This is a genomic window from Pseudomonas sp. Q12-87 (assembly GCF_001269755.1).
Lineage (GTDB): Bacteria > Pseudomonadota > Gammaproteobacteria > Pseudomonadales > Pseudomonadaceae > Aquipseudomonas > Aquipseudomonas fluorescens_S.
The window spans coordinates 169,782-194,310 of record NZ_LHVI01000013.1 but is presented as its reverse complement, the minus strand read 5'-3'; the positions used below and the strand labels follow the sequence as shown (position 1 = coordinate 194,310).

Genomic DNA, 24,529 nt, shown 5'->3' with positions numbered 1-24,529 from the left:
TATAACCCATGAACATCCTCTACGACGAACACCTCGACGGCCCTCTGCCGAAGGTGGACAAACAGGCCTTGCTCAAGACCATGCAGGCCCAACTGCCAGACCTGGAAATCCTCCACCGCGACGAAGACCTCAAGCCCTATGAATGCGACGGTCTCTCGGCGTACCGTACCACGCCGATGCTGGTGGTATTGCCCAGGCGAGTCGAACAGGTCCAGGCACTGCTCAAGCTCTGCCATGGCCAACATGTACCGGTGGTCGCCAGAGGGGCCGGGACCGGTCTGTCCGGCGGCGCCCTGCCTCTGGAAAGCGGCGTTTTGCTGGTAATGGCGCGCTTCAACCAGATCCTGCACATCGACCCGGATGCCCGCACCGCACGGCTTCAGCCGGGTGTGCGCAACCTGGCGATTTCCCAGGCGGCAGCACCGTTCGGGCTGTATTACGCGCCGGATCCCTCGTCACAGATCGCTTGTTCCATCGGCGGCAACGTCGCGGAGAACGCCGGCGGCGTGCATTGCCTCAAGTACGGCCTGACGGTGCACAACCTGTTGAAGCTGGAAATCCTCACCATCGAAGGCGAACGCCTGACCCTCGGCAGCGAGGCCATGGACTCGCCGGGCCTGGACCTGCTGGCGCTGTTTACCGGCTCCGAAGGCCTGCTGGGGGTGATCACCGAAGTGACGGTCAAGCTGTTGCCCCGGCCCCAGGTCGCCAAGGTGCTGCTGGCCAGTTTCGATTCGGTGGACAAGGCCGGGCGAGCGGTGGCCGACATCATCGCCGCCGGGATCATCCCCGGCGGCCTGGAGATGATGGACAACCTGGCGATCCGCGCCGCCGAGGACTTCATTCACGCCGGCTATCCGGTGGACGCCGAAGCCATCCTGCTGTGCGAATTGGACGGGGTCGAGGCCGATGTCCACGACGACTGCGAACGGGTCCGCCAGGTGTTGGGACAGGCCGGTGCCACCGAAGTACGCCAGGCGCGGGACGAGGCCGAGCGGCTGCGGTTCTGGGCCGGACGCAAGAATGCGTTCCCGGCGGTGGGTCGCCTGGCGCCGGATTATTACTGCATGGATGGCACCATTCCACGCCGCGCCTTGCCCCAGGTGCTGCAACGCATCGCCAGCCTGGGTGCCGAACATGACCTGCGGGTCGCCAACGTGTTTCACGCCGGCGACGGCAACATGCACCCGCTGATCCTGTTCGATGCCAACCAGCCCGGCGAATTGGAGCGCGCCGAGGCCCTGGGCGGAAAAATCCTTGAGCTGTGCGTTGAGGTCGGCGGCAGCATCACCGGCGAGCACGGCGTCGGCCGGGAGAAAATCAATCAGATGTGCACGCAGTTCAACAGCGACGAATTGAAGCTGTTCCACGCGGTCAAGGCAGCGTTCGATCCCGAAGGGCTGCTCAATCCCGGCAAGAACATTCCCACCCTGCACCGCTGCGCCGAGTTTGGCGCCATGCATATACATGGGGGGCAGTTGCCGTTTCCCGAACTGGAGCGCTTTTGATGACCGGCGAAGCAAATTGCGACGCCAGCGCGTCGTTGCTGGACCAGGTCAACCGTGCCCGGGACAGCGCCACGCCGCTGCGCATCCAGGGCGGTAACAGCAAGGCCTTCCTGGGACGTGAAGTGGCCGGCGAAGTGCTCGACACCCGCGTCCATCGCGGCATCGTCCACTACGACCCCACCGAACTGGTCATCACCGCCCGCGCCGGCACTGCGCTACAAGAATTGCTCGCGACCCTGGACGCCGCAGGACAACGGTTGCCCTGCGAGCCGCCGTCGTTCGGCGACAACGCCACGGTGGGCGGCATGGTCGCCACCGGGCTGTCGGGGCCACGTCGCCCCTGGGCCGGTTCGGTGCGCGATTTCGTCCTTGGCACCCGCCTGATCAGCGGCCACGGCTCCTTGTTGCGGTTCGGCGGCGAAGTGATGAAAAACGTCGCCGGCTATGATCTGTCGCGCCTGCTGGCCGGCAGTTTCGGCTGCCTGGGGGTCATCACGGAAGTGTCGTTGAAGGTGCTGCCCAAACCTCGCCACAGCCTGAGTATTCGCCTGGAAATGAGCAGCGCCCAAGCCCTGGAAAAACTCGCCGAATGGGGCCGGCAGCCCTTGCCTCTGAGTGCGGCCAGCCACGACGGGAGCTGTTTGCACCTGCGCCTGGAAGGCGGCGAAGGTTCGGTCAGCGCTGCCCATGATCGCTTCGGCGGCGAAGTGATCGACAATCAGTACTGGACGGCACTCAACGAGCACCGGCTGGCTTTTTTTGATGAAGGCTTGCCGCTGTGGCGCCTGTCGCTGCCCAACCCTACCGGTCCACTCACCCTGCCCGGCGCACAGTTGATCGATTGGGGCGGCGCACAACGCTGGCTGAAAACCGATGCCGATACGGTGCAGGCCCTGGCCCATGAATTGGGCGGCCACGCCACCTGTTACCGTCATGGCGCCACCGATACCCCTTTCCAACCGCTGGCCCCGGCGTTGCTGCGCTATCACCGCCAGCTCAAGGCCCAGCTCGATCCCTTGGGGCTGTTCAATCCCGGCCGGATGTACCCGGAGTTCTGATATGCAAACCCGTTTCAGCGACGAAGCCAAACACCTGCCCCGCGCCGAGGAAGCCGAACGGATCCTGCGCAGCTGCGTGCATTGTGGTTTCTGCAACGCCACCTGCCCGACCTATCAATTGCTCGGCGATGAACTGGACGGCCCGCGGGGGCGCATCTACCTGATCAAACAAGTGCTCGAAGGCCAGCCTGCAACCGCCAGCACGCAACTGCACCTGGATCGCTGCCTGTCGTGTCGCAACTGCGAAACCACCTGCCCGTCCGGTGTGGATTACCACAACTTGCTGGATATCGGCCGTGCCGTGGTGGATGCAAGCGTGCCCCGTCCTGTCGGCCAACGGGCGCTGCGCCTGGGCCTGCGAACCCTGGCGAGCAGCCCCCAGCGTTTCAAGGCCCTGCTGCGCCTGGGGACGGTGTTTCGCCCGCTGCTGTCGACGAGCCTGGGCGCCAAACTGCCGAGACGCTCCGCGCCTGAGGGCGAGCGACCAGCGGTCCGGCATGGGCGCACGGTGTTGATGCTCGAAGGCTGCGTACAGCCGGGCCTCTCGCCCAACACCAACGCCTCGGCCGCACGGGTGCTGGACCGTCTGGGCATCAGCGTCATTCCCAGCCGCGAGGCGGGTTGCTGCGGCGCCCTGGATTATCACCTCGGCGCCCAGGCGACCGGGCTGGACCGCGCCCGACAGAACATCGACGCCTGGTGGCCGCACTTGGAAAACGGCGCCGAAGCCATCGTCCAGACCGCCAGCGGCTGTGGTGCGTTCATCAAGGACTACGGGCACCTGCTGGAACACGACCGCGCTTATGCCGCCAAGGCGAAACGGGTGAGCGAGCGGGCCCTGGATCTGGTGCAGGTACTCGGCAAGGAACCGCTGGAACAGATTTGCGCGGCGAGGAACCAACGCATCGCCGTCCATTGCCCCTGCACTTTGCAGCACGGACAAAAACTCGGTGGCAGCGTCGAAGCCTTGCTGACGCGCCTGGGCTTCAACCTCACCCACGTGCCCGACAGCCACTTGTGTTGCGGCTCGGCCGGCACCTATTCGCTGACCCAGCCGGCCCTGGCGCGGCAATTGCGCGACAATCGCCTCAATGCGCTGGAAAGCGGCCAGCCGGAGCTGATCGTCACCGCCAACGTCGGCTGCCAGAACCACCTCGACGGCGCCGGCCGCACGCCCGTGCGGCACTGGATCGAGCTGGTGGATCAGTCCCTGGCAGAATGAAGTCCTGAAGATTCTTCGTTTGTCGGGGCAAGCGAAGGCTGCGATCTTTCCTTCACTTTCCATCAGCCGAACCAGGAACGCCCGCCATGAGCTTCATCAGTCCCGACCTGATCCGCCAGCGCTTCTCCAGAGCGATGTCCGACATGTACCGCGACGAGGTGCCGCTGTATGGCGCACTGATGAAATTGGTCGAGCAAACCAACGCCCAGGTGCTGGCAGAAGATCCGCCCCTGGCCGACCACCTGCACAACACCGGCGAAATGCAGCGTCTGGACCTGGAACGCCATGGCGCGATCCGCGTCGGCACCGCCGCAGAGTTGGCGACCTTGGGCCGCCTGTTCGCGGTCATGGGCATGCAGCCGGTGGGTTATTACGACCTGACGCCGGCCGGGGTGCCGGTGCATTCCACCGCATTTCGCGCGGTGCATGAAACCGCATTGCAAGTCAGCCCGTTCCGCGTGTTCACCTCGCTGCTGCGCCTGGAATTGATCGAGAACGCCGAGCTACGGGCGTTTGCCGAATCGGTGCTGGATAAACGTCAGATATTCACCGCCAGCGCCCTCGACCTCATCGATCTGGCCGAACGCCAGGGTGGCCTGACGGCGCCGCAGGCTGATGACTTCGTCCTACAAGCATTGGAGACCTTTCGCTGGCACCACAGCGCCACCGTCACCGCAGAACAATACCGGCAACTGAGCGCCCAGCATCGCCTGATCGCCGACGTCGTGGCCTTCAAGGGCCCACACATCAATCACCTGACGCCGCGTACCCTGGACATCGATATCGTCCAGGCCCAGATGCCGGTGCACGGCATCACCCCCAAAGCCGTGATCGAAGGCCCTCCCCGCCGCCAATGCCCGATCCTGTTGCGCCAGACCAGTTTCAAGGCACTCGACGAGCCCGTCGCCTTCACCGACCAGCCACAGAGCCAGGGCAGCCACAGCGCCCGCTTTGGCGAAATCGAACAACGCGGCGCCGCCCTCACGCCAAAAGGCCGCGCGCTTTACGACCAATTGCTCAACGCGGCCCGCGATGCCCTCGGGGAATTCCCCAACGAAGCCAACGCCGAGCGCTATAACGCGCTGATGGCCGAACACTTCGCGCCTTTCCCCGACAATGCTGAAGATTTGCGCCAGCAAGCACTGGCGTACTTTCGCTATTTCGTAACGCCGAAGGGCCTCACCGCCAAGGGCACGCTCGGGCAGTCCGTCACACTCGAACATCTGTTGGAGCAGCAATACCTGCGTGCCGAACCCTTGGTCTACGAGGATTTCCTGCCCGTCAGCGCCGCAGGGATCTTCCAGTCGAACCTCGGCGATGCCGCCCAGAGCCATTACGCCGGGCAATCCAACCGCCAGGCCTTCGAAGAGGCGCTGGGGTGCACGACCATCGATGAGCTGGGCTTGTATGCCCAGACGCAACAGCGCTCCATCGATGAGTGCAGGGCGGCGTTGGGCCTGTAGGCACAAGCCTTCAGCCGAAACGGCAACAAATTGCACAGCACCGGCTTGCCGCTGGGTGCGTCGGGCAGGTCGTGCGGTGCAGGTCCCGCGGAGTTTGGTCAGTGTGCGAGGAGCTGCATTGAGCCGCGCAATTGCTTGGGTGTTTTTCGGTGTATCTGAAGGGCAACTCGTCAGCGGACTTTTTCAACCCATTGATTTAAAAGACATTGGCAAAACTGGCACAGCACTTGATAACCGTCAGGCCACCCCGGGCGATTTCCAGCCCCGGGGCCCTTTAGTTATCCAGGAAGGAGAGCATCCATTGGCTACCCCAGCGTATATGTCCATCGTAGGCACCAAACAAGGCGAGATCACTGCAGGCGCGTTTACCGCCGATTCGGTGGGCAACACTTACCAGGAAGGTCACACAGACCAGATCATGGTGCAGGGATTCCAACACCAGGTATCCATTCCGCGCGACCCACAGTCCGGACAGCCAACCGGCCAACGTGTACACAGCCCCTTGGTCGTCACGAAGGTGTTCGACAAGGCCTCGCCGCTGCTGCTGCAAGCGATGACCGAAGGCGAAGTACTGGTCATCGTTGAAATCAAGTGGTACCGCACTTCGGCCGCCGGCATCCAGGAGCACTACTACACCACCACGCTGGAGGACGCGATCATCGTCGAGATCAAGGACTACATGCATAACTGCCAAGACCCGGCGAATTCGCATTTCACTCATCTGCAAGATGTACATTTCTCGTTTCGCAAGATCAGGTGGGATCACGTCGCGTGCAGCACCATGGGTGCCGACGACTGGCGTGTACCTGCCGCCGGCTAATTCGAAAGCAACGTCATGCACCGGTCGGTTCTACTGACCGATGTTCATTAAATGATGGGTGATGTTTGACATCGAAAGGTGTTCGCCCAGTGGGACGGCCTCGGCATTCCATGCACTGGTAAAGAGCCTGACACTGGGCGAACGGGGACAATAATAGTGGAACTTCCTGGTTATGTCCGCGAGCCTGTTTAAATAATTGTTTACCTTGGTCACAGTTACACAAAACCTTTGCAAACCGAACCCGTGGCGAGGGCGCTTGCTCCCGCTCGGCCGCGCAGTGGCCGCATTGGAGCCTGCCTCCGAGCCCAGTCAAGGAAACTCCCACGCCACTGGCATCCATATCTTTAGATACTTTTTTGTACAAATATCTATACAAATAAATAGCGGACAAGAATTCTGGACAATGAAAGGCGCAAAGTAACGGCAAGTTACACTTTCATTAACAGTTTTTTATATATTGACCAGTACGCCTGGCCTCAACCACGCCGCCCGGTCTTTTGCGCATCGGTTTCCCCTGCCCCGGGGTGACCCTGCTCCTGTTTGCGCTTGGCCGGATCGTTGGGTCGCAAGGCATCGTTGTCGCGTTCCACTTCGCCGGGCAGCGCCGGGTCATCAGGGTTTTGCTGGGGTTGATCGGGGCTGTGCTTCATAGCGAACTCCTTGGTCGTTCAACCTGGGTCAGGCATCAGGGTCGGCGACTTCTTCAGCCACATTGGCATCGGGGGAGCGCTGGTGAAGCTGCTCGGCCCTCGTTTTCAAATCCTGCCATTGCGTCAGGTCGATGGCGCCGAGACCGAACAAGTCATCAGCCACCCGCATCAACTCTGTGAAATGAGCGTCGGGGGACTGCTGCCAATAGGCTTTGTCGTCGAACAGCCGCTGCCAATCAGCCAGCGACGGAGGTTTGAGGTCATCGCTCATCACGGGCTCCGTGCAAGACATTCATAACCTATGAGGGTCGACGTTCGCGGGGAGTTCCAGCAATTGTCAGTAGCCGGTCATTTCCAGATAGCCAGTGCCGTCGTGGCTGCCATGAAGTTGCACCGGACCTTCCCAATAGGGAATGCGCAGGTTCATCCAGGCATTGGCGTTCAGGGCATCGGTGGTGATATCGAGCTGCTTGCCGGGAATCCTGATCGCCCAGCGCATCGGCATCGAGCGGCCGGCGACCTTGCCAGTGTCCAGCGGCTCCAGGTCGATTTCCCCGGCCTGCAGGGTTTGCGCCTGGCCCCGGGTATCGATCCAGGTGCCCGTCAGGTAAGGCGCGCCGTTTTTGTGGCGCATGCGATACAGCATCACATGCTCACCGCTGCCCAGGTGCAGGGAGAACCAGTCCCACCCGGTCTGGTTGGCGGTCAGCGGCTGGCTGCTCCACTCGCGGTCCAGCCAGGCCGGGCCGCTGACCTGATAGCGCTGGCCGTCGATTTCCAGTTCGCCGCTGGCCTGGAAAAACGGCTGGCTGTAATAGTACGACGCCTGGCCTTGTTCGGATTTCTGGCTGAACCCCTTGTCACCCTGCAACACCAGCGGACGGGTCGAGGTGAGTCGCAAGGCATAGCTGAAGCGCGAGTCATGGGCTTGCAATCGCATGTCCGCCAGAGGGTCGGCCGCCGAAGCCACGCTGCTGAAGCGCCAGTCGTCGACCCAGGCATCGAAAGGCGTCGCCTGCACGCCGGCCTGCCCTACGCCGCCTCGCGCATAACGTTCGGCGGCATGGTGCACGGTGGCGGACGTGACGGCGGCGTGGCCAAGCCAGATGGTCTGGTTGCGCCAGCCATTGGCTTGAGGGCCAGCGTTCAAGGCGCTGCGAAACAGTGTCCATTGCACGCCGAAATCATGACCTTGGGCATCCTTGAGATTGGCGGTGACGTACCACCACTCGATGCGAAAGCCATCGTGGATGCCATGGTCGGCCGGAAAACTGAACACCCGTCCCGGCACCACCGGGGTGAACGCGACCGCCTGATCGCCGAGGCCGGCAAAGCCTTTCTGCGGCGGCTGCGCATCGTCACAACCACTGAGCAGCGCCAGCAGCATCAGAGCGACTCTAATCTTCATGGGCAAAGGTCCTCAGCAAATCCGCCGGCTGCGTGCGGTACAACGCATACAGCGGCCAGGCCGATGCCAGTAGCGTGGCGAACATCGCCAGGGCGAGCAATTGCGCCAATTGCAATGGAAAAACTTGCAGCGGCAGGCGCCAGCCAAAAGCCTGAACGTTGATCACCGCGTCCAGGCACCAGGCCAGGGCAATCCCCAAGGGCAAGGCCAACACCAATGTCAGCAGCGCCAGGAGCCAAGTCTGGCCGAGGTTGAGCAACATCAATTGGCGCCGCGTCACACCCAGCGCCCACAGCGGTGCCAGTTGGCCGAGGCGACTCTGGCTCTGGGTCAGCAGGCTGATGAACAACGCCACTCCGGCCACCGCCAGGGTCAGGCTGTTGAGCGCAGCGGTGGCGGCAAAGGTACGTTCGAACACTTGGGTCGACCAACCCTTGAGCCGCGCCTGATCGACGATGCGGCTGTCATCCAGGCTGAACCGGTCTTGCAGCGCGGCCAGCAGCGGCCCGATCGCGGCAGGCTCGATGCGCAGGTTGAAGCGACTGGGCGTCAGTTGCGGCCAGTGCGCCAGCAAATGCTCGGCATTGACCAGCACATGCCCCTTCGGATTGCCGTAGTCAGCGTAGATCCCGACGATGCGCGGCGTCCACGGCCCTTGGGGTGTGGGAATGGTCAATGGATCGCCAACGCCCACCTTCAAGCGCCGGGCCAGTTGTTCACTGAGCATGAGCGTGTCGGCGCTGGCCAGTTGTTCCCAGGGATCATCACCGGCCGACGCCAGCAACGGCCAATGCTGGCGATAAGCAGGGTGGTCGATGATTCCGTAGACATCCGTCGGCCAGCCTTGCAGGGGAATCAGGACTTGCCAGTTGGGCAGCACCGCCGTGATCGCCGGCTGCTGCTTGAGCCAGGCGTGCAACTCGCCCGCCTGGGCCGGGGTTTGCGGGTTGATGTACAGCTCGGCGGTCAACCGTTGTTCGAGCCAATGGCTGAACGTCTGGCGGAACCCCGAGGTCATGCTGCCCGCACCGATATTCGCCGCCAGCGCCAGGAGCAAAGCCATCAGTGCCAGGCTCAGCGTCGGCAGTTGCTGGCGGCAATCGGCGACAAACCATTGCCCGAGCACCGAGCGGCTGCGCCGCAACAACAGGTTCAGCGCGAGGTTGAGCAACACCGGCAAGGCCAGCGCCGCGCCCAGCAACAACGCCGTCATCAAGACAAAACCGCTGGCCAGGCTGTCGCCCCAAATCAAGGCCGACGCGGCAACCAGCGCCGCCAATGTCGCCACCCAGCCCTGGCGACGCAGCCAGCGCGCGTGGGCCTGATGCCAGGCCTGGGGATTGGCAAGGGCCAACAACGGCAGGCGCGCGGCGCGCAGCAAACTGTCAGCCCCGGCCAGCAGCGCGCCCAGCAAGCTCAGGCCCACGCCACTGAGCCACCACCAAGGGCTGAGATTCAGATGCCCGGCGACTTCGGCGCCGTACAACCCCCGCAGGCTCGCTGCGACATCGGGCAGCAGCAGGCTCGCCAGCCAATAGCCGCTGAGCACCCCGGCGATCCCGCCCAGCAAAGCCAGCGCCCCGAGCTCAAGGGCGAGGCTGGTGACCAGCATCCGCGCACTGACGCCGCAGGCGCGCAAGGTTCGCAACAGGCTGCGACGTTGTTCCAGGGCCAACCCGATAGCCGCGTGAACGATGAACAACCCCACCACAAAAGATAAGAAACCCAGGGCGTCGAGGTTCAGGTGAAAACTCTCGGTCAGGCGCGACAGGTTGTTCTCTTCGTCGGCGCGCTTGAACTGCAGACGACCGTTGAACGCTTCCGGCACTGCCGCGCGGAACGTGGCGGGCAACAACAACCGCGACAATTGATCCGGCAGCCTGAGCAGCGGCTGGGCAAAGCCAATGTCCATCAGCAACACGCCCGGCGCCATGTCTTGCTGGACACGCAGCGGCGGCAGCGCTTGCCCGTCGACGGTCTGGGGCCGGTCGCCCTCCTCCAGTTCCAGTGCTTGCAGCGTTTGCGGAGCGATCCAGGTACGCCCTGGGTCGGTGAAAAATTCCACCACCTCGCTCATTTCCCGCGCCTGGCCCGCCAGCGCCGCGCCGGGGGGCAGCGACACCGGGTCGATGCCCATCAGTTGCAGGCGTTGATCTTCGTGCCCCTTGAGCGTCACCCGCGCCTGCAACACCGGCGACACCGGCCAGCCCTGGCGCCGCAGCTCGACGAACCATTGCTGGGGGAAGATGCCGCCGCCGGGGGCACTGAGGCTGGCCTGGGGTTCGCCGCCGATCAGTTGGCTGGCGCGGGCGTAGCTTTCCCGGGCCTGACTGTTCAGGGCTTGCACGCCGGTGAGCAGGCTGGTGGCGAGCCAGAGGCCGGTCAGCACGCTGAAAAACTGCACCGGGTGTTGGCGCCAATGGCTGAGCAAGGCCTTGAGGGTCTGGCGAAGAATCATCACCCCAGGGCCACCTGCGCCAGCCGTCCGCGATGCAATTCCACGCGATGGGCCAGGCGAGCGGCCACCCGCGGACTGTGCGTGACCATCAGCAGGCTGGTGGAGCTGCCGTCCAGCAACTCCAGCAACAGCTGCAATACTTCATCGCTGGTGGCTTCGTCGAGGCTACCGGTGGGTTCGTCGGCCAGCAACAACGGCGGCCGCGAAGCCAGCGCCCGCCCCAACGCGACCCTTTGCTGCTGCCCGCCGGAAAGCTGCTCGGGGTAACGCCGCAACAAGTCCGCAAGCCCCAGCCGCTGCACCAGATGAGCCTGCCAGGCAGCGTCATAGCGGCCACACAGGCGCGCCTGGAACGCCAGGTTGTCCTCCACCGGCAAGCTGCTGATGAGGTTGAACTGCTGGAACACCAAGCCGATTTCCGTGCGCCGCCAGTTCGCCAGTTGGCTCTCGCTCATTCCCTCGAGCCGATACTCGCCACTGCGAATGCTGCCGCGATCGACCTTGTCCAGCCCGGCGACCAAATGCAGCAACGTACTTTTGCCACTGCCTGACTCCCCCATCAGCGCCAGGCTGCTGCCCGGCGACAGCGTCAGGTCGATGCCTTGCAACACCGGCAACGGGCCTTGGGGTGTGGCATAGCTTTTGAAAACCTCGCGCACTTCAAGCATGAACAGGCTCAGTGGATAAACATGAGATTCAGGATAGCGGAGTTGTGTGATCGCCCCCAGAGATGAACTTGCCCAACTGGCCTGTGCTTTTCAAGCGCGCGAAGGCGCCGGTACATTCAACGCCCCCTGCAAACTGCCCCACCACCATCAATGCCCCACCGCCATTTCAGCCTGGCCAGGAGGCGGTGTCACGATGCTGCCCAGGTCGATGTGCTTCCAGGCCGGTTTCGCCCCCAGTCGGGCGTTGAAGCGGTAATTGAAGGTGAAGTCGTCATCGGTGGGTTGGGCCAGGGATTTTCCATAGGCCGATTCGATTCCGGCGGGGTCGTAGCCCATCAGCTGCAGCAAGGTCGGGAAGATGTTGTAGTGGCTCGAGCGGTCTTTGTTGCGCGCCCAGGCAGCGTTCCAATCAAGGGTTTGCAACTGGCTGCCCTGGATCACCACCAGCGGCACCAACCCCTCCTCCGCCACCGGGTTGCCGCCGCAGTGAGTGTCGAGGCCCGGGTTGCCACGTTCATGCAGGTCCTGGCCGTGATCAGAGGTATAGATCAACACCGCGTTGCTCAAATCAGCCTGCTGGAAAATGCGCTTGAAGAACTCGCCGACGTTCCACAGCAAGGTGTTCTGGTAGGCATTGCGGTACAGCAACCAGTCATCTTTCTGACCATTGAATCCATCACGCCTGCCGGTGTCAGCCACTTCTTGGAATTGCCCACGGGGCAACGCCGGACGGTAGTTCATGAAGTCGTCGGGGTATTTGTCGTGCACCGGGAAATGCGCCCCTACCTTATTGATTACGATCAGTTCGGCCTGGTCATCGCCCAGCAGTTCGATCAATTTCGCCGCGGCCGCCATGTCGCGGTCGCGCACGCTGGTCTGGTCGAACTGGACGAACACGTCGATGTCCCTTTTTTCCAGGTCGGTCATCAAGTTCTGCAGATTGCCACCGGTGCGCTGGGCGTCGATGTAGACGGTGCGCAAACCGGCTTTGCTGGCGTACTGCCAGATCGACGGCAGCGTGCTGTTGATGCGTATGTAGTCGGCGCGAGTGCCGCCGTAACGCAGGGTGACGTTGGTGTCGGCACTGCAATTGGCGATAGAAGCCGCGTAGCCGAAGTTGAAGATATCCACCCCGTCCGGCGGCGTCTTGAGGCCGGTGTGAACGCCGAACGGGGTGTTGATATCCAGATAGTTTCCGCCAATGCTTTCGTCGATGATCAGCACAATATCGTGGTCGATCGCCGCCGATGGCCGCCCCAAGCTGACTGGTTCCCGTGGGCCGATAGTGTTGTGCAAGGACTCGTAGGTGAAGAGATTCAAATAGGCCAACGGCGTGTACATCACCGGCAGGCCTCGCGCCCCCTCGCCCGCTCGCACGAATAACACCGCGCTGAGCAGCAACACCCCCAACACCGGTGCGACCACCGGCAGGTAACCGGGCATCGACAGCGACCGCCTGGGCTTGAGCCCAATGCCGAACAACAGCAACAAGCCGCTGGCCGCTGCGCTGATGATCACGTCGCGATACTGATAAGCCGCCTCCTGGATAAAGCCCCCCGAGTACACCATGGAAACAAACTGGCTGTAGGTCAGATAACTGTCGGTGACCCTGGTATAGACCTCGAAAAATACCGCTGAGACGAACATCGCCAAGGCGAACACGTGCCTGACCAGCGTCTGGCGTATGCAGGCACTCAGCCACAGCGCCGCCACCAACAGCGCGAACATCGCGCCATACAGCAAAGTCGCGAACCCCAGGCCCAACGCGTCCAGCCGCTCCAAGTAATAGCCGTAGCCCTTGAGCAAATAGAGAACCAGCAGCAGTTCCTTGAGGTATCGGGCCATGTGTTCCTCGACCAAAGCACAGCGTTGAAAGCGGTTCGTTCCCGCACATCAAAAGCGGTTTGTTTTTGCACATTAGCAGCGGACTTTCAAAGCGCAAGAAATGCCTCTCCTCAGCTAAGCGTCAAAAAAAAGTTAGCCCAAAAACGACACGTAAATACGCAGTCAAATTCTAAAATCTATGAATTACTACCGTTTATCGCTTTGTCAAATTCCCGTTAACACCAATAAAACAGGCGGTTTCCTAAGGCAGTCAATGACTTGATATCAAAAGGCCGGATTTCACTTGAATTGCCAACAGTGACAACTGTCATTTTGCTGACACGCTTTTCCGAAGCTGCGCTATACCCCTCTAAACAGTTTCATCCGAGTTACATCAATCGGTCTGCGAGGCGCGCCAAAAATGGACGTGAGCGTATTTGGAACGGGGTATGTGGGGCTGATCCAGGCCGCCGCCATGGCGGATGTCGGACACCGCGTCTTATGCATCGACATCGACCCGAACAAAATCCGGCAACTGCAACAGGCGGTACCGCCCATCAGTGAGCCGGGCCTGTCCAATCTGCTCGAAGACAACATCAAGGCCGGACGCCTGTCGTTCAGTTCCCAGGCCAGCGACGCGGTCAACCATGGCGAAGTGATTTTCATCGCCGTCGGCACCCCCGCCGACGAAGACGGCTCGGCAGACCTGAGCCATGTATTGGCGGTCACCCGGCAGATCGCCGATTTCATGGACAGCGACCGCACCCTGGTCATCAAGTCCACGGTACCGGTGGGCACGGCCGACAAGGTCGCCGAGTGCGCCCGCCAGGCGTTGACGCGTCGGGGCCTGAAGCAGTTGAACGTGCGCGTGGTATCCAACCCCGAGTTTCTCAAGGAAGGCAGTGCCCTGGCCGACTGCATGCGCCCCGACCGGATCATCATCGGCACCGCCGACCCGCTGGCTCGCGACCAGATGAGCGAGCTTTACGCGCCCTTTTGCCGTAACCACGAAAAACTGATGTTCATGGACAACCGCAGCGCGGAGCTGACCAAGTACGCCGCCAATGCGATGCTCGCCACCCGTATCAGCTTCATGAACGAACTGGCCAACCTTACCGAACGGCTGGGCGCCGACATCGAAGCGGTGCGCAAAGGCATCGGCTCGGACCCGCGCATCGGTTATCACTTTATCTACCCCGGCTGCGGCTTCGGCGGCTCATGTTTCCCCAAGGATCTGCGCGCCCTGCTGCACACCGCCGAACAGAGCGGCATGCCGCTGCGCCTGCTGCGCAGCGTTACCGACGTCAACGACAGCCAGCGGCACATCCTTTTCGAAAAACTGGCCAAGCAGTTCGCCGAAGGCCTGGCCGGCAAGTCGATTGCCATCTGGGGCCTGGCGTTCAAGCCCAACACCGATGACATGCGCGAAGCCCCCAGTCGCTACCTGATGGAAGCGCTGTGGCGCGAAGGCGCCCGTGTCCAGGCCTACGACCCGGAAGCCATGTCCGAATGCCGCCGCCTCTACGGTTATCGCAAAGACCTGAACCTGTGCGCCACCCGCGACGACACCCTGGAAGACGCTGACGCGCTGGTGATCTGCACCGAGTGGAAGAACTTTCGCGTGGTGGATTTCGACCTGCTGGCCAACAAGCTGCGCGCCCGGGTGATCATCGATGGCCGCAACCTGTACAACCCCGAACATCCGGCCGCCGCCGGGCTGCTGTATCGCGGTATCGGGCTGCGGCACACCGTGCCCGGCACTCCGACCGCCGGGCCACAAGCGTGAATATCCTGGTGACCGGCGCGGCCGGTTTCATCGGCGCCCACTGTGTGCTGCGGCTGCTGCGCGACGGCTATCGAGTGTGCGGCCTGGATAATTTCAACGACTACTACGACCCACAGCTCAAGCATGATCGCGTGGCCTGGGTGAAGGATCAGGCAGGCGATTTCCCCCTGGCCCGAATCGACCTGGCCGACGCATCGGCGGTCGACGAACTGTTCCAGACCCGTCGCCCGGACGTGGTGATTCATCTCGCCGCCCAAGCCGGGGTGCGCTACTCCCTGGAGAATCCGCAGGCTTATATCGACAGCAACCTCACCGGTTTCCTGAACATCCTGGAAAGCTGCCGGCGCCATCCCGTCAAGCATCTGATCTACGCCTCCTCCAGCTCCGTATACGGCGCCAACCAGCGCACGCCCTATGCCGTGCGGGACAACGTCGATCACCCATTGTCGCTGTACGCGGCCAGCAAGAAAGCCAATGAATTGATGGCCCACAGCTACAGCCACCTGTTCGGCATCCCTTGCACCGGCCTGCGGTTCTTCACGGTGTATGGCCCGTGGGGCCGGCCGGACATGTCGCCGATCCAGTTTGCCCGGGCCATCGCCGAAGGGCGCGCGTTGCAGCTGTTCAACCATGGCGAGCATCAACGCGATTTCACCTACATCGACGACATCGTCGAAAGCATCGCCCGGCTGATCGGCCAGCCGCCGCACATCACGCCACTGTGGGATGGGGAACAACCTGACCCGGCCACCAGTCGCGCGCCCTGGCGGATCTACAACATCGGAGGTCAGCATCCGGTGGAACTGCGCGCCTATGTGGCGCTGCTGGAAAAACACCTGGGCCGGACGGCCCGCATCGAGCTGCTGCCGCTGCAAGCGGGGGATGTGCTCAACACCTGCGCCGACGCCAGCGACCTGGCACGCGCCACCGGTTTCCAACCCGGCATCGACCTCGACGAAGGCCTGGGCCGCTTCGTCCAATGGTTCGTCGACTACTACTCACTGCCTGCCCGCCCACCGCTCGCGGCTGAACGCCTGCGGCCAAACCTCAACGGAGGCGTCTATGACCCGACATGAGCAAGACATACCCATCAGCGCCTTCGGACGCGACAAACGAATCGACCCCGATCACCGTCGACGTCTGGACGCCGCCATTCACCGCCAAGGCCGAGGCTGGCTGACCGGTCGTGACGGCGGCCGGCCCTGGACCGTGTCGCGCACCAACCGGGTGGTGGCCTGTCTTGGCGCCCTGGCGATCCTGCTGATGCTGTGCCCGCTGCTGCTGGGCCTGGCCCTGCTGATCAAATTCTCCAGCCCGGGCCCGGTCCTGTTCGTGCAGAAGCGCACCGGTTACCGGGGCCGGGTCTTCGGCATGTACAAGTTCCGCACCATGGTGGCTGACGCCGAGGCCCTCAAGGAGTCGCTGCGCCACCTCAACAAACACGGTGTCGATGCCATCGACTTCAAGATCGACAACGACCCACGCATCACCCCCATCGGCCGGTTCCTGCGCCGCAGCAGCCTCGACGAACTGCCGAACCTGATCAACGTCGTGACGGGCGACATGCGCCTGGTGGGCCCGCGGCCGACCTCGTTCAACGCCTATCGCTACAAGGACAACCATCTTGTGCGCCTGAGCATCTACCCCGGCATGACCGGCCTTTGGCAGATCTCCGGGCGCAGCAATATCGACTTCGACCAGCGCGTGGAATTGGACCTCAGCTACATCGCGGAACAGAGCCTGTTGTTGGATTTGAAGATCCTGATGATTACCCCATTCAAAGTTTTCAGCGGCCACGGAGCGAGTTAAATGGACGGTTCAACGAATATCCTGACCATCGCGAGCCCGAGCGAGACCAACCTGACCTCGACCGTGCTCGATCCTTCCCTGCGGATTCTGCTTCTGACGGCCGCCAACAACGGCACCGGAACCAGTACCAGCGCGATGGCGCTGGCCGCCCAACTGGCGCAGATGAGTAACGGCCGCGTGCTGCTGGTGGATGCCAGCCAGTCGCCCCACAACCTCAGCCAACAACTGTCACTGCACAAGGAGCGCGGCTTCAGCGACCTGCTGTTCAACAGCCTCGCCCCGCCCTTGCTGCAGGATTGCGTGGTGCAAGTGTCCAGCCTGCCCTTTGACGTGCTGCCCCTCGGCCGCCTGGGCCGCAACGCCGATCGCCTGAGCCCCGAGCGCCTGCGCCCGCTGTTCAGGCAACTGGCGGCCCAATACCGCTTTGTGGTGATCGACTCCGACGCGGTGTATTCGGCGGGTGACACGCTGGTGCTCAGCACCCAGGTAGACGGCGTGGTGCTGGTGGTACGCGGCGAGGACACCCGCTGGGAAGTGGCCCAGGCCGCCCGCCAGCGCCTGGCCCAGGCCGGCGCGAAAGTGGTGGGTAGCGTGTTCAACCGCCGCAAGTACTACATGCCCAAATGGCTCTACAACAACCTGTAAGCGTGCCAAAAGGATGACGAGATGAACGTTAAAATGCTTGTCCTGCTGTTGCTGCCGCTTGCCGGTTGCTCCAGCAATACCGATACCCGCTCCATGCCAGTGCAGATCCTCACGGCCGCGCCGGCCAATGCCCAGGCCACCGACATGCCCAAGGTCGAGCAGACCCTGCGGCCCCAGGACGTGCTGGATGTGATTTTCCACATCAGCACCACCGGCCCCCAGGCCTACCGTGTGCAACCGGGCGACCAGGTCGCGTTGAACTTCACCGCCGCCAACCAGCTCAACGGCACGCAACAGGTAATGCCCGACGGCAGCATCGAACTGCCGGGAGCCAATACCTCGGTGAAAGTCGCCGGCCTGACCACCGACGAGGCTCGCCTGGCGGTGCAGCGTGCCTATGATCAGAAATCGCTGTTCCAGCCCAATCGCAACCAATTGACTGTAATGGTGACCAGTCCGCTGTCTGGCGAGACAACCCTGCGCAACACCCTGACCCATCCGGCCACGGGCATGAGCCGGGAGATCACTGTGGGCCGGGATGGTTACGCCAGCTTCCCGGAAGTCGGCTCGGTGCCGCTTCAGGGCATGACCGTTACCCAGCTGGAGACCTTCCTCAACGAGCGTTATGCCCAACTGCCCGGCCACATGACCGTGGACGTGCTGCTCAAGTCCACCGCCGGCAACGAGATCTATGTCCTCGGCGAAGTGGCCCAACCCGGTTCCTACCCGATCCGCCGGCCGATCTCCGTTCTCGAGGCGCTGACCCTGGCTCGGGGCACGAACGTCAAGGCAAGGCTCGACTCGGTGGTGATCATGCGTCGCAACGGCAATCAGGTTGAAGCCCGCCACTACGACGTGGAGAAGGCCCTGAATGGAGACGCCTCGCAGATCGCCTACCTGCAACCGGAAGACATGCTTTTCGTGCCCAAGACCGGCCTGGCCAAAGCCGGTGAAATGGCCCGGCAACTGGCCGACGTGGTGCTGTTCCAGGGCGTTGGCGTCAGCTTCGGCTACGACCTCGATAACAAAAGTGGCAGCAACTGACCCCAGGTGACCGATCATGAACCCCAAGGAAAACTATCTGCACGAGTTCTTCAGGATCTTCTTCGCCAACAAGCAGTGGGTGAAGCGCGTCTTCCTGATTTTTGCCGTGATCGCCCTGGTGCTGCCGTTGATGCTCAAGCAGAGCTTCGATATCACCGCCCAAGTGATCGTCCAGTCGAAAAAACTCTCCCAAGGCGACGCCACGACTTCGCTGAACCAGGAAAACGCGACGTTCATTCCACCGTCGCTGGCGGACATGGAGACCGAGAGCAACATCCTGCGCTCGCCGGCGTTGATTCGCGGAACCATCAAGACCCTGCGCGAACAGGGCGAATACACCCCAAGCCCAGGCATTTTCAACAAGTGGGTAAGCGAGCCGTTCAAGCACTACGTCACCCAGCCACTGCGCGAGTACGTCATCAACCCGCTGCGCGACGGCCTGGGACTTGAGGTCGATCCGATGCGCGACACCGTGCTCGATACGCTGACCGACGAGGCCATCGAAAACCTGAAGATCGAGACCCTGCCCGGCTCCAATGTCATTTCGATCGTCTACAGCTTCGGCGACCCGGCCCAGGGCACCCGGTTCGTGGCGCAACTGCTGGAAAACTACCTCACCGGTCGCCAGGACCTGCAATCGATAGAGTTGCCTCAGACGTTCTATGAGCAGAAAAAGCTTCAGTACCAGACGCGCCTTGACGGCTTGGAGGGCAACCGCCTGGCTCTGCTTGAAGGCATCGGTTCGTCCGATCCCAAGGAAGAGATTACCTTCCGCCTGAACGCCATCAACACCGAAGAGCAGGCGTTGAACCTGTTTCAGGACCGCTTGCTGCAAAGCCAACGCTGGCTCGATTACCTCAAGACCAGTCTCGCGACGGCGAACAGCTCGCGGTTCAACGACTACACCTTCCCGTTCACCTTCACCACCACCGTGGACAACATTGCCTTCGAAGACCGGGAAATCAGGCAAATGGGCGAGCAACTGACCAGCCAGGTCAGCCGCTACATGAATGACCTGGCGATCTTCCAGCCCGGCAGCGAACCGATGCTGCTGGCCCGGGAGCAGATCATGCGCACCCGCCAGCAGTTCCTGAAAGTGGTGAACAACCGCATTCAAGAACGCACCACCGACCTGGCGGTGGTCAGTTCAGTGATCAATCAGAAGGTCGAGCGCATTGCCACCTTCAAGGAGCGCATCCACCAACTTCAGGAAACCCAGAGCAAGCTGCGGCAGATGGACACCGAGATCAACGCCCTGCATGCGGCGTTCTCCACCTATGCCCAGCGGTTCGCCGAAGCCAGCTCCGTCCGTTCGCTGGACAACGACCTGTCCAACGCCCGAGTCTTGAGCCCGCCATACGAACCCACCGCCGCGGCGTTTCCAAAGCCGGTGCTGATCATCGCGTTCGGCTTGTTCAGTGGGCTGCTGTTGGCGATCGCCCTGGTCTATGTCCGTGAGTTCTTCGACCATCGCTTCAAGCACCCAGCGCAAATCAGCCATCAGCTGGATCTACCGGTGCTGCTGGTGATCAACGAGCAATCGCCCGAACAGGTCAACCCACACCGCAACTGGAGCGTGCCCAGTCTTGTTCATTGGGTGAAAAATTGAACGCGCCGTTCAGCCCGTCCCACTGCAGCCCTCCTCTGTCGATCATTCATCTGCTCGACAGCGGTGGCTTCTATGGCGCCGAGCGGATGCTGCTCGATCATTGCGTGGCGACACCCGGCCAGCATCAGGTGCTGTTCCTGGCGGCGCCGCCGACCTTGATCACGCGGTTCCGCCAGGCCGGGATCGACTGCCATCACTGCGCCAGTTGGGCCGAACTGTTGCAGCATCTGCGGCAACGACGCGCCGAGCGCCCGCTGATCAATACGCATAATTTCAAAGGCCTGTTGTTCGGCTGGGCCGCGGCCACCCTGCTGAATCTGCCGCTGGTCATCACCCAGCACGGCTTCACGCCACGCAGCCCCAAGCAACGCTTCTATACGTGGTTGAGCCTGCAACTGTGCCGTACCGCGCCGGTCAAGCGAGTGGTTTGCGTGGCCGAAAGCATCGCGGCGCTGCACCGCGAGGCCAGCGTGAAAGCGGAAAAACTCGACGTGATCCCCAACGGCCTGCCCGCCATCACCACGCCGCTGCCCCATCGCGACGACAGGCAACACTGGCGGGTCGGCTACGTCGGTCGTTTGAGTAGCGAGAAAGGTCCGGATCTGTTCCTCGACGCCATGATCCCGCTGTGCCAGCGCCATGCGTCGCTGCACGCCGTGATGCTCGGCGACGGCCCGGAACGCCAACCCTTGCTCAAGCGCATCGCCGATGCCGGGCTGCCCACGCGCATCGAACTGCCCGGTTATCAGACCGATATGGATGCCTGGTGGAGCCGCCTCGATGTCCTGGTGATCAGCTCGCGCACCGAAGGCACGCCGATGATCCTGCTCGAAGCCATGCAGGCCGGTGTGCCCGTGGTGGCGTTCGGCGTCGGCGGTATTCCCGATGTGCTGCAGGACCGTCACAACGGCCTGCTCGCCACGCCGGCCGACGCCGACGAACTGGCCCGACAGATCGAAACGCTGTTCAGCGAACCGCCCCTGGCGCAGATCCTCGCCGACAACGCCCGTCGCACCCAACGCGACCGCTACGACCTGCGCACGCTGGCGGAACGCTGGTCGCAACTTTATATCCGCACGGCACGGGAGGCTCGGCCATGATCGTCCCGCTCTCGATCGTCAGTCTGCTGGGGCTGATCTGCCTGGCATTGCTGGCCAGCCCTTATCCGTTCCTGGCACCGGGCGCAGTGCTCGGCCTGGTCGGCGTCACCCTGCTGTATCGCAAGCCCGCCTGGGGCCTGCTGGGCATTGCCGCGCTGGTGCCGTTCGAGGGCTTGTTCAAGGACAGCGCGTTTTCCGCCAGCAAATTCTTTGGCCTGGCGCTGATCCTGATCCTGATGTTGCAGTTGGCCCTGCATCAGATTCCCGCGACACGCTTGCGCAGCAATATCTGGAAGCCCCTGATCGGCTTCATGATGCTGTATGGCCTGAGCCTGTTGATTTCGGAGAACATGGACCTGTCCCTGACACAACTGCGTGAACTCACAGTAGGGCTGATTCTGTTCGTGATCACTTTGCTGATCGGTCGCGAGATGAACCTGGATATATTCGCCCGGTTGATGACTGTGAGCGTCGCCACCACCTGCGTGCTGGCGATGTTTTCGGCCAAATACCAGGACCAAGGCCGCGCCTCGGGTTTGCTGGAAGACCCGAACGCCTTTGCGCTGTTGATTGCGTTTACCGTACCGCTGGCATTGTTGTTGACCATACGCAGCCGGAACCTGTTGTACCGGTTGTTCTGGGGTGGCGCCCTGATCCTGTTGCTGGGCGGCATGACCAAGACCGAATCGCGTTCGGGGCTGGTCGTGCTGTTGCTCAGCCTGATCATCGGGTTGTATCACTATCGGGCGCAACTGCCACGCATACGTCCTCGGCACCTGGGGTTCGCGATGCTCGGTGTGGCACTCATGGTCCCGGCGGCCATCGCCTTGATGCCGGCTGGCTACATGGCACGCATCCAGTCGTTGAGCATCCTCAGTTCCGGAGCCAACGCCTACCAGGACGGGTCCTTGGGTCGCCGCGCCTCGTACATTGTGGTGGGCAGCCAGATGATCCGCGAGAACCCGATACTCGGCTCAGGCCCTGGGACGTTTCCGGAGCACTACGCCCCCACCGGCTACGCCAAGGCGTTCTCGGCCAATCGCAAACGGGGAGATCTGTACCGCCAGGCCCATAACACCTACCTGGAAATCTTCAGCGAAATCGGCGTGCCAGGCGGCTTGATGTTTGTCGGCACAATTGGACTGGGCCTCTATAACCTGATGCGCACTCGCCAACTCTGGCTGCAGCGCCGGGACTGGGCCCAAGCGGACCTGTTGACGCACCTGGGCATGAGTTTCCTGTCGCTGGCGTTGTTCCTGATGTTCCTCAGCGCGCCGAACCACAAGTTGCTGTGGATCATGCTCGCCTTGACCAGCATCTTGCGCTACGACGCCGAACAGTCCGAGCCGCAGGAGGCCCGTTCATGAGCTGCGTGAGCGTCGTCATCCCGATGTTCAACGAGGCCCGGCACATCGGCCGCACGCTGCGGGCGTTGCAGCAAGCCGCTCGCCAGGCGCGCCTGGACTGCGAGTTGATCGTGGTGGACAACGGCTCGGACGACCACGGCCCGCGCATCGCCAACGAGCTGGGCGCGCGGGTGCTGATCGTACCTGGCGTGCACATCGGCGCCCTGCGCAACCGTGGCGCCGCGGTGGCCAGCGGTGAATGGCTGGCGTTCATCGACGCCGACATCGAAATGCCCGCCGACGGGTTCAAGCGGATGATCGAAATGGAAGGCTGCCAGGGCGATGTGCTGGGCCTGGACCTGGACACGCCCCTACCAGCGCCATGGTTCGCCCGCGCCTGGCAGCGTCGCAGCCAACGTCCGGGTTCGCGCCCCTTGCATCGGGTGCCGTGGCTGCCCAGCGCCAACCTGCTGATGCGCCGTAGGTGGTTCGAACTGGTCGGCGGCTTCGACGAAACCCTGCGCACTGGCGAGGACAAGGATTTTTCCCTGCGTTTGCGTCAAGCCGGCGCGCAACTGCTGCTGGTCAATGAAAGCGTGGCCCTGCATTGGGGCTACGAAGCCAGCTGGCGCGAGTGGATGAGCAAGGAGCTGTGGCGCCAAGGCAGCCACTGGCAGTTGCTGCGCAGCCACGGGCCGAGCCTGCGCCTGTTGCGCTTCCCCGCGCTGTCGATTGGCGCCTGGGGGCTGGACGTCCTGGCGCTGGTCGCCCTGCTCCAGGGTCAGGCACGCCTGGGCCTGATCCTGCTGTTGATCAGCACGTTGCCGGCCTTGGTCCTGAGCCTGCGCCAGAGCCAGCGCGACCCGCATTTAACCTTGCAGTTATGGGCCTTGCACGGGGTGCGCCTGCACCTCACCGGCGCCGCACTGCTACTCAATATTTTTCAATGGAATGTCAGGAGACCTGCCCGTGGCTGAATTTTTCTACTGGTCTTGCCTCTTGCTGCCGGTGTACGCCTACCTCGGCTACCCCGTGATGTTGACCTTGCTCACCCCCCTGTTTCCGGTGAGGCGCTATACCAAGGCAATGCCGATGGACGTCAGCATAATCATCGCCGCCCATAACGAGGCCCGGCACATCGAAGCGAAATTGCGCACGCTGCTGGCCCAGGATTACCCGGCACGCTCGCTGCAAATCATCCTTGCCAGCGACGGTTCCACGGATGACACGGTGGCCTGCGCGCGCAAAGTGATCGACCCGCGCGTCAGCGTTTTCGACCTGCCACGCCAGGGCAAGGCGGCCGCCCTCAATACCGGCGTGGCCCACAGCAACGGCGCGATCCTGGTGTTCACCGATGCCGACAATCAGTGGTTCCCCGACACTCTCGGCCATTTGCTGGCACCGCTGGCGGATCCTGAGGTTGGCGCCTGTGCCGGCCATATGGAAATCCCCGTACCGGGCAAGGGCCTGAGCCTGGGAGACAGCCTGTATCGGCACTATGAAGGTTGGCTGCGCCGGGTCGAAAGCCGCACCGGCTGCATGGTCTCGGCAGACGGCGCCTTGCTGGCCTTGCGCCGAGCGTTATTCCAACCGATACCGGCGCAAGTCAACGATGACTTTTTTCTCAGCACCTGCGCGCCAGCGGCCGGCAAGTCCATCGTCTATGCCCCCCGGGCTCGAGTGACCGACCAGGGCGTGGATGAAGCCGACAAGCAGTTTCGCCGTCGCCAGCGGGTCACCGTCGGCGGCTTGCAAAGCCTTGCCCAGCGTCGTGAGCTGCTCAATCCGCTGCGTCATGGGCTCTATGCGATCGGGCTGATCAGCCACAAGCTGATCCGCCGCCTGGCCCCGGTCTTGTTGCTGCCGTTACTGCTGAGCAATGCCTGGTTGTGGAACGAGCAGGTGTTTTATCGCCTGAGCCTGATCGCTCAACTGCTCGGCTATGCCATGGCGCTGATCGGGTTGATGGACGCGGGTCACCGCCTGCCTCGTCCGTTTCGCCTGGCCGCGTTCGTGCTGGTGACGCTGGCGGGCATGAGCATCGGCCTCTGGCAGTTTCTGCGCGGCCAGCGCTACAGCCAATGGAACCCCGAGCAGAATCGCTAAGGAGC

Annotated in this window: 21 protein-coding genes; 15 read left to right on the top strand and 6 right to left on the bottom strand. The window is 62.6% G+C overall.

Annotated elements, in window-relative coordinates:
* The first annotated feature begins 8 nt into the window (after nucleotides 1-8).
* The 5 genes from glcD to AD663_RS08765 all read left to right on the top strand — a co-directional run bounded on the left by glcD (nucleotide 9) and on the right by AD663_RS08765 (nucleotide 6,071).
* Nucleotides 9-1,508: a glycolate oxidase subunit GlcD gene (glcD, locus tag AD663_RS08785; protein ID WP_053213576.1), complete on the top strand. Its 1,500-nt coding sequence runs from the start codon at nucleotides 9-11 to the stop codon at nucleotides 1,506-1,508.
* Entirely contained in the window at nucleotides 1,508-2,566 is a 1,059-nt protein-coding gene (glcE, locus tag AD663_RS08780; protein ID WP_053213575.1) for a glycolate oxidase subunit GlcE, read from the top strand. The genes glcD and glcE overlap by 1 nt, the downstream gene beginning before the upstream one ends.
* A gap of 1 nt (nucleotide 2,567) precedes the next feature.
* Complete coding sequence (glcF, locus tag AD663_RS08775; RefSeq protein WP_053213574.1) at nucleotides 2,568-3,788, top strand: glycolate oxidase subunit GlcF; 1,221 nt, start codon at nucleotides 2,568-2,570, stop codon at nucleotides 3,786-3,788.
* A gap of 86 nt (nucleotides 3,789-3,874) precedes the next feature.
* Nucleotides 3,875-5,251 carry a VOC family protein gene (locus AD663_RS08770; RefSeq protein ID WP_053213573.1) on the top strand — a complete coding sequence of 459 codons (1,377 nt, stop codon included), beginning with the start codon at nucleotides 3,875-3,877 and terminating at the stop codon, nucleotides 5,249-5,251.
* Nucleotides 5,252-5,552: 301 nt separating this feature from the next.
* The gene (locus tag AD663_RS08765) at nucleotides 5,553-6,071 is read left to right on the top strand and encodes an Hcp family type VI secretion system effector (protein WP_003179885.1); all 519 of its coding nucleotides are present in this window, start codon (nucleotides 5,553-5,555) and stop codon (nucleotides 6,069-6,071) included.
* A 476-nt stretch (nucleotides 6,072-6,547) separates the two neighbouring features.
* On the opposite strand, the gene AD663_RS29055 is transcribed toward AD663_RS08765, so the two are convergent.
* The 6 genes from AD663_RS29055 to AD663_RS08740 form a co-directional block, all read right to left on the bottom strand.
* Nucleotides 6,548-6,721, bottom strand: coding sequence for a hypothetical protein (locus AD663_RS29055; RefSeq protein WP_003179884.1), 174 nt, complete (start codon nucleotides 6,719-6,721; stop codon nucleotides 6,548-6,550).
* 28 nt (nucleotides 6,722-6,749) lie between these two features.
* Nucleotides 6,750-6,992, bottom strand: a complete 243-nt coding sequence (locus AD663_RS08760) for a hypothetical protein (RefSeq protein WP_003179882.1) — start codon at nucleotides 6,990-6,992, stop codon at nucleotides 6,750-6,752.
* Between the two features lie 66 nt (nucleotides 6,993-7,058).
* On the bottom strand, nucleotides 7,059-8,129 hold the full coding sequence (locus tag AD663_RS08755) for a lipocalin-like domain-containing protein (protein ID WP_003179880.1): 1,071 nt from the start codon (nucleotides 8,127-8,129) through the stop codon (nucleotides 7,059-7,061).
* Nucleotides 8,119-10,587 (bottom strand): FtsX-like permease family protein, encoded by a 2,469-nt coding sequence (locus AD663_RS08750; protein WP_371261170.1) that lies wholly within the window; start codon nucleotides 10,585-10,587, stop codon nucleotides 8,119-8,121. Before AD663_RS08750 ends, AD663_RS08755 begins: the two co-directional genes overlap by 11 nt.
* The gene (locus tag AD663_RS08745; RefSeq protein WP_003179876.1) at nucleotides 10,587-11,255 is read right to left on the bottom strand and encodes an ABC transporter ATP-binding protein; all 669 of its coding nucleotides are present in this window, start codon (nucleotides 11,253-11,255) and stop codon (nucleotides 10,587-10,589) included. The genes AD663_RS08750 and AD663_RS08745 overlap by 1 nt, the downstream gene beginning before the upstream one ends.
* 147 nt (nucleotides 11,256-11,402) lie before the next feature.
* Complete coding sequence (locus AD663_RS08740; protein ID WP_003179874.1) at nucleotides 11,403-13,100, bottom strand: sulfatase-like hydrolase/transferase; 1,698 nt, start codon at nucleotides 13,098-13,100, stop codon at nucleotides 11,403-11,405.
* 400 nt (nucleotides 13,101-13,500) lie between these two features.
* Between AD663_RS08740 and AD663_RS08735 the strand changes: the two genes are divergently transcribed.
* The 10 genes from AD663_RS08735 to AD663_RS08690 are packed head-to-tail and all read left to right on the top strand — an operon-like array spanning nucleotide 13,501 to nucleotide 24,524.
* The gene (locus AD663_RS08735; protein WP_003179873.1) at nucleotides 13,501-14,865 is read left to right on the top strand and encodes a UDP-glucose/GDP-mannose dehydrogenase family protein; all 1,365 of its coding nucleotides are present in this window, start codon (nucleotides 13,501-13,503) and stop codon (nucleotides 14,863-14,865) included.
* Entirely contained in the window at nucleotides 14,862-15,941 is a 1,080-nt protein-coding gene (locus tag AD663_RS08730) for an NAD-dependent epimerase (protein ID WP_003179871.1), read from the top strand. Before AD663_RS08735 ends, AD663_RS08730 begins: the two co-directional genes overlap by 4 nt.
* On the top strand, nucleotides 15,928-16,674 hold the full coding sequence (locus tag AD663_RS08725; protein ID WP_003179869.1) for a sugar transferase: 747 nt from the start codon (nucleotides 15,928-15,930) through the stop codon (nucleotides 16,672-16,674). The genes AD663_RS08730 and AD663_RS08725 overlap by 14 nt, the downstream gene beginning before the upstream one ends.
* Nucleotides 16,675-17,319, top strand: coding sequence for a CpsD/CapB family tyrosine-protein kinase (locus tag AD663_RS08720; protein WP_003179868.1), 645 nt, complete (start codon nucleotides 16,675-16,677; stop codon nucleotides 17,317-17,319). It abuts the gene before it with no gap.
* 21 nt (nucleotides 17,320-17,340) lie between these two features.
* Complete coding sequence (locus AD663_RS08715) at nucleotides 17,341-18,363, top strand: polysaccharide biosynthesis/export family protein (RefSeq protein ID WP_003179865.1); 1,023 nt, start codon at nucleotides 17,341-17,343, stop codon at nucleotides 18,361-18,363.
* A gap of 16 nt (nucleotides 18,364-18,379) precedes the next feature.
* Nucleotides 18,380-19,972 (top strand): Wzz/FepE/Etk N-terminal domain-containing protein, encoded by a 1,593-nt coding sequence (locus tag AD663_RS08710; protein WP_003179864.1) that lies wholly within the window; start codon nucleotides 18,380-18,382, stop codon nucleotides 19,970-19,972.
* Nucleotides 19,969-21,072: a glycosyltransferase family 4 protein gene (locus tag AD663_RS08705; protein WP_003179862.1), complete on the top strand. Its 1,104-nt coding sequence runs from the start codon at nucleotides 19,969-19,971 to the stop codon at nucleotides 21,070-21,072. The genes AD663_RS08710 and AD663_RS08705 overlap by 4 nt, the downstream gene beginning before the upstream one ends.
* Entirely contained in the window at nucleotides 21,069-22,439 is a 1,371-nt protein-coding gene (locus AD663_RS08700) for an O-antigen ligase (protein WP_053213571.1), read from the top strand. The genes AD663_RS08705 and AD663_RS08700 overlap by 4 nt, the downstream gene beginning before the upstream one ends.
* Entirely contained in the window at nucleotides 22,436-23,395 is a 960-nt protein-coding gene (locus tag AD663_RS08695) for a glycosyltransferase (protein WP_003179859.1), read from the top strand. Before AD663_RS08700 ends, AD663_RS08695 begins: the two co-directional genes overlap by 4 nt.
* Entirely contained in the window at nucleotides 23,388-24,524 is a 1,137-nt protein-coding gene (locus AD663_RS08690) for a glycosyltransferase family 2 protein (protein ID WP_003179857.1), read from the top strand. The genes AD663_RS08695 and AD663_RS08690 overlap by 8 nt, the downstream gene beginning before the upstream one ends.
* The last annotated feature ends 5 nt before the right edge of the window (nucleotides 24,525-24,529 follow it).

Excerpts from the sequence above, each read along its gene's own strand:
- glcD (WP_053213576.1), top strand. The coding sequence starts at position 9 with ATGAACATCCTCTACGACGAACACCTCGACGGCCCTCTGCCGAAGGTG.
- glcE (WP_053213575.1), top strand. The coding sequence starts at position 1,508 with ATGACCGGCGAAGCAAATTGCGACGCCAGCGCGTCGTTGCTGGACCAG.
- glcF (WP_053213574.1), top strand. The coding sequence starts at position 2,568 with ATGCAAACCCGTTTCAGCGACGAAGCCAAACACCTGCCCCGCGCCGAG.
- AD663_RS08770 (WP_053213573.1), top strand. The coding sequence starts at position 3,875 with ATGAGCTTCATCAGTCCCGACCTGATCCGCCAGCGCTTCTCCAGAGCG.
- AD663_RS29055 (WP_003179884.1), bottom strand. The coding sequence starts at position 6,721 with ATGAAGCACAGCCCCGATCAACCCCAGCAAAACCCTGATGACCCGGCG.
- AD663_RS08760 (WP_003179882.1), bottom strand. The coding sequence starts at position 6,992 with ATGAGCGATGACCTCAAACCTCCGTCGCTGGCTGATTGGCAGCGGCTG.
- AD663_RS08755 (WP_003179880.1), bottom strand. The coding sequence starts at position 8,129 with ATGAAGATTAGAGTCGCTCTGATGCTGCTGGCGCTGCTCAGTGGTTGT.
- AD663_RS08750 (WP_371261170.1), bottom strand. The coding sequence starts at position 10,587 with ATGATTCTTCGCCAGACCCTCAAGGCCTTGCTCAGCCATTGGCGCCAA.
- AD663_RS08745 (WP_003179876.1), bottom strand. The coding sequence starts at position 11,255 with ATGCTTGAAGTGCGCGAGGTTTTCAAAAGCTATGCCACACCCCAAGGC.
- AD663_RS08740 (WP_003179874.1), bottom strand. The coding sequence starts at position 13,100 with ATGGCCCGATACCTCAAGGAACTGCTGCTGGTTCTCTATTTGCTCAAG.
- AD663_RS08735 (WP_003179873.1), top strand. The coding sequence starts at position 13,501 with ATGGACGTGAGCGTATTTGGAACGGGGTATGTGGGGCTGATCCAGGCC.
- AD663_RS08725 (WP_003179869.1), top strand. The coding sequence starts at position 15,928 with ATGACCCGACATGAGCAAGACATACCCATCAGCGCCTTCGGACGCGAC.
- AD663_RS08720 (WP_003179868.1), top strand. The coding sequence starts at position 16,675 with ATGGACGGTTCAACGAATATCCTGACCATCGCGAGCCCGAGCGAGACC.
- AD663_RS08715 (WP_003179865.1), top strand. The coding sequence starts at position 17,341 with ATGAACGTTAAAATGCTTGTCCTGCTGTTGCTGCCGCTTGCCGGTTGC.
- AD663_RS08710 (WP_003179864.1), top strand. The coding sequence starts at position 18,380 with ATGAACCCCAAGGAAAACTATCTGCACGAGTTCTTCAGGATCTTCTTC.
- AD663_RS08700 (WP_053213571.1), top strand. The coding sequence starts at position 21,069 with ATGATCGTCCCGCTCTCGATCGTCAGTCTGCTGGGGCTGATCTGCCTG.
- AD663_RS08695 (WP_003179859.1), top strand. The coding sequence starts at position 22,436 with ATGAGCTGCGTGAGCGTCGTCATCCCGATGTTCAACGAGGCCCGGCAC.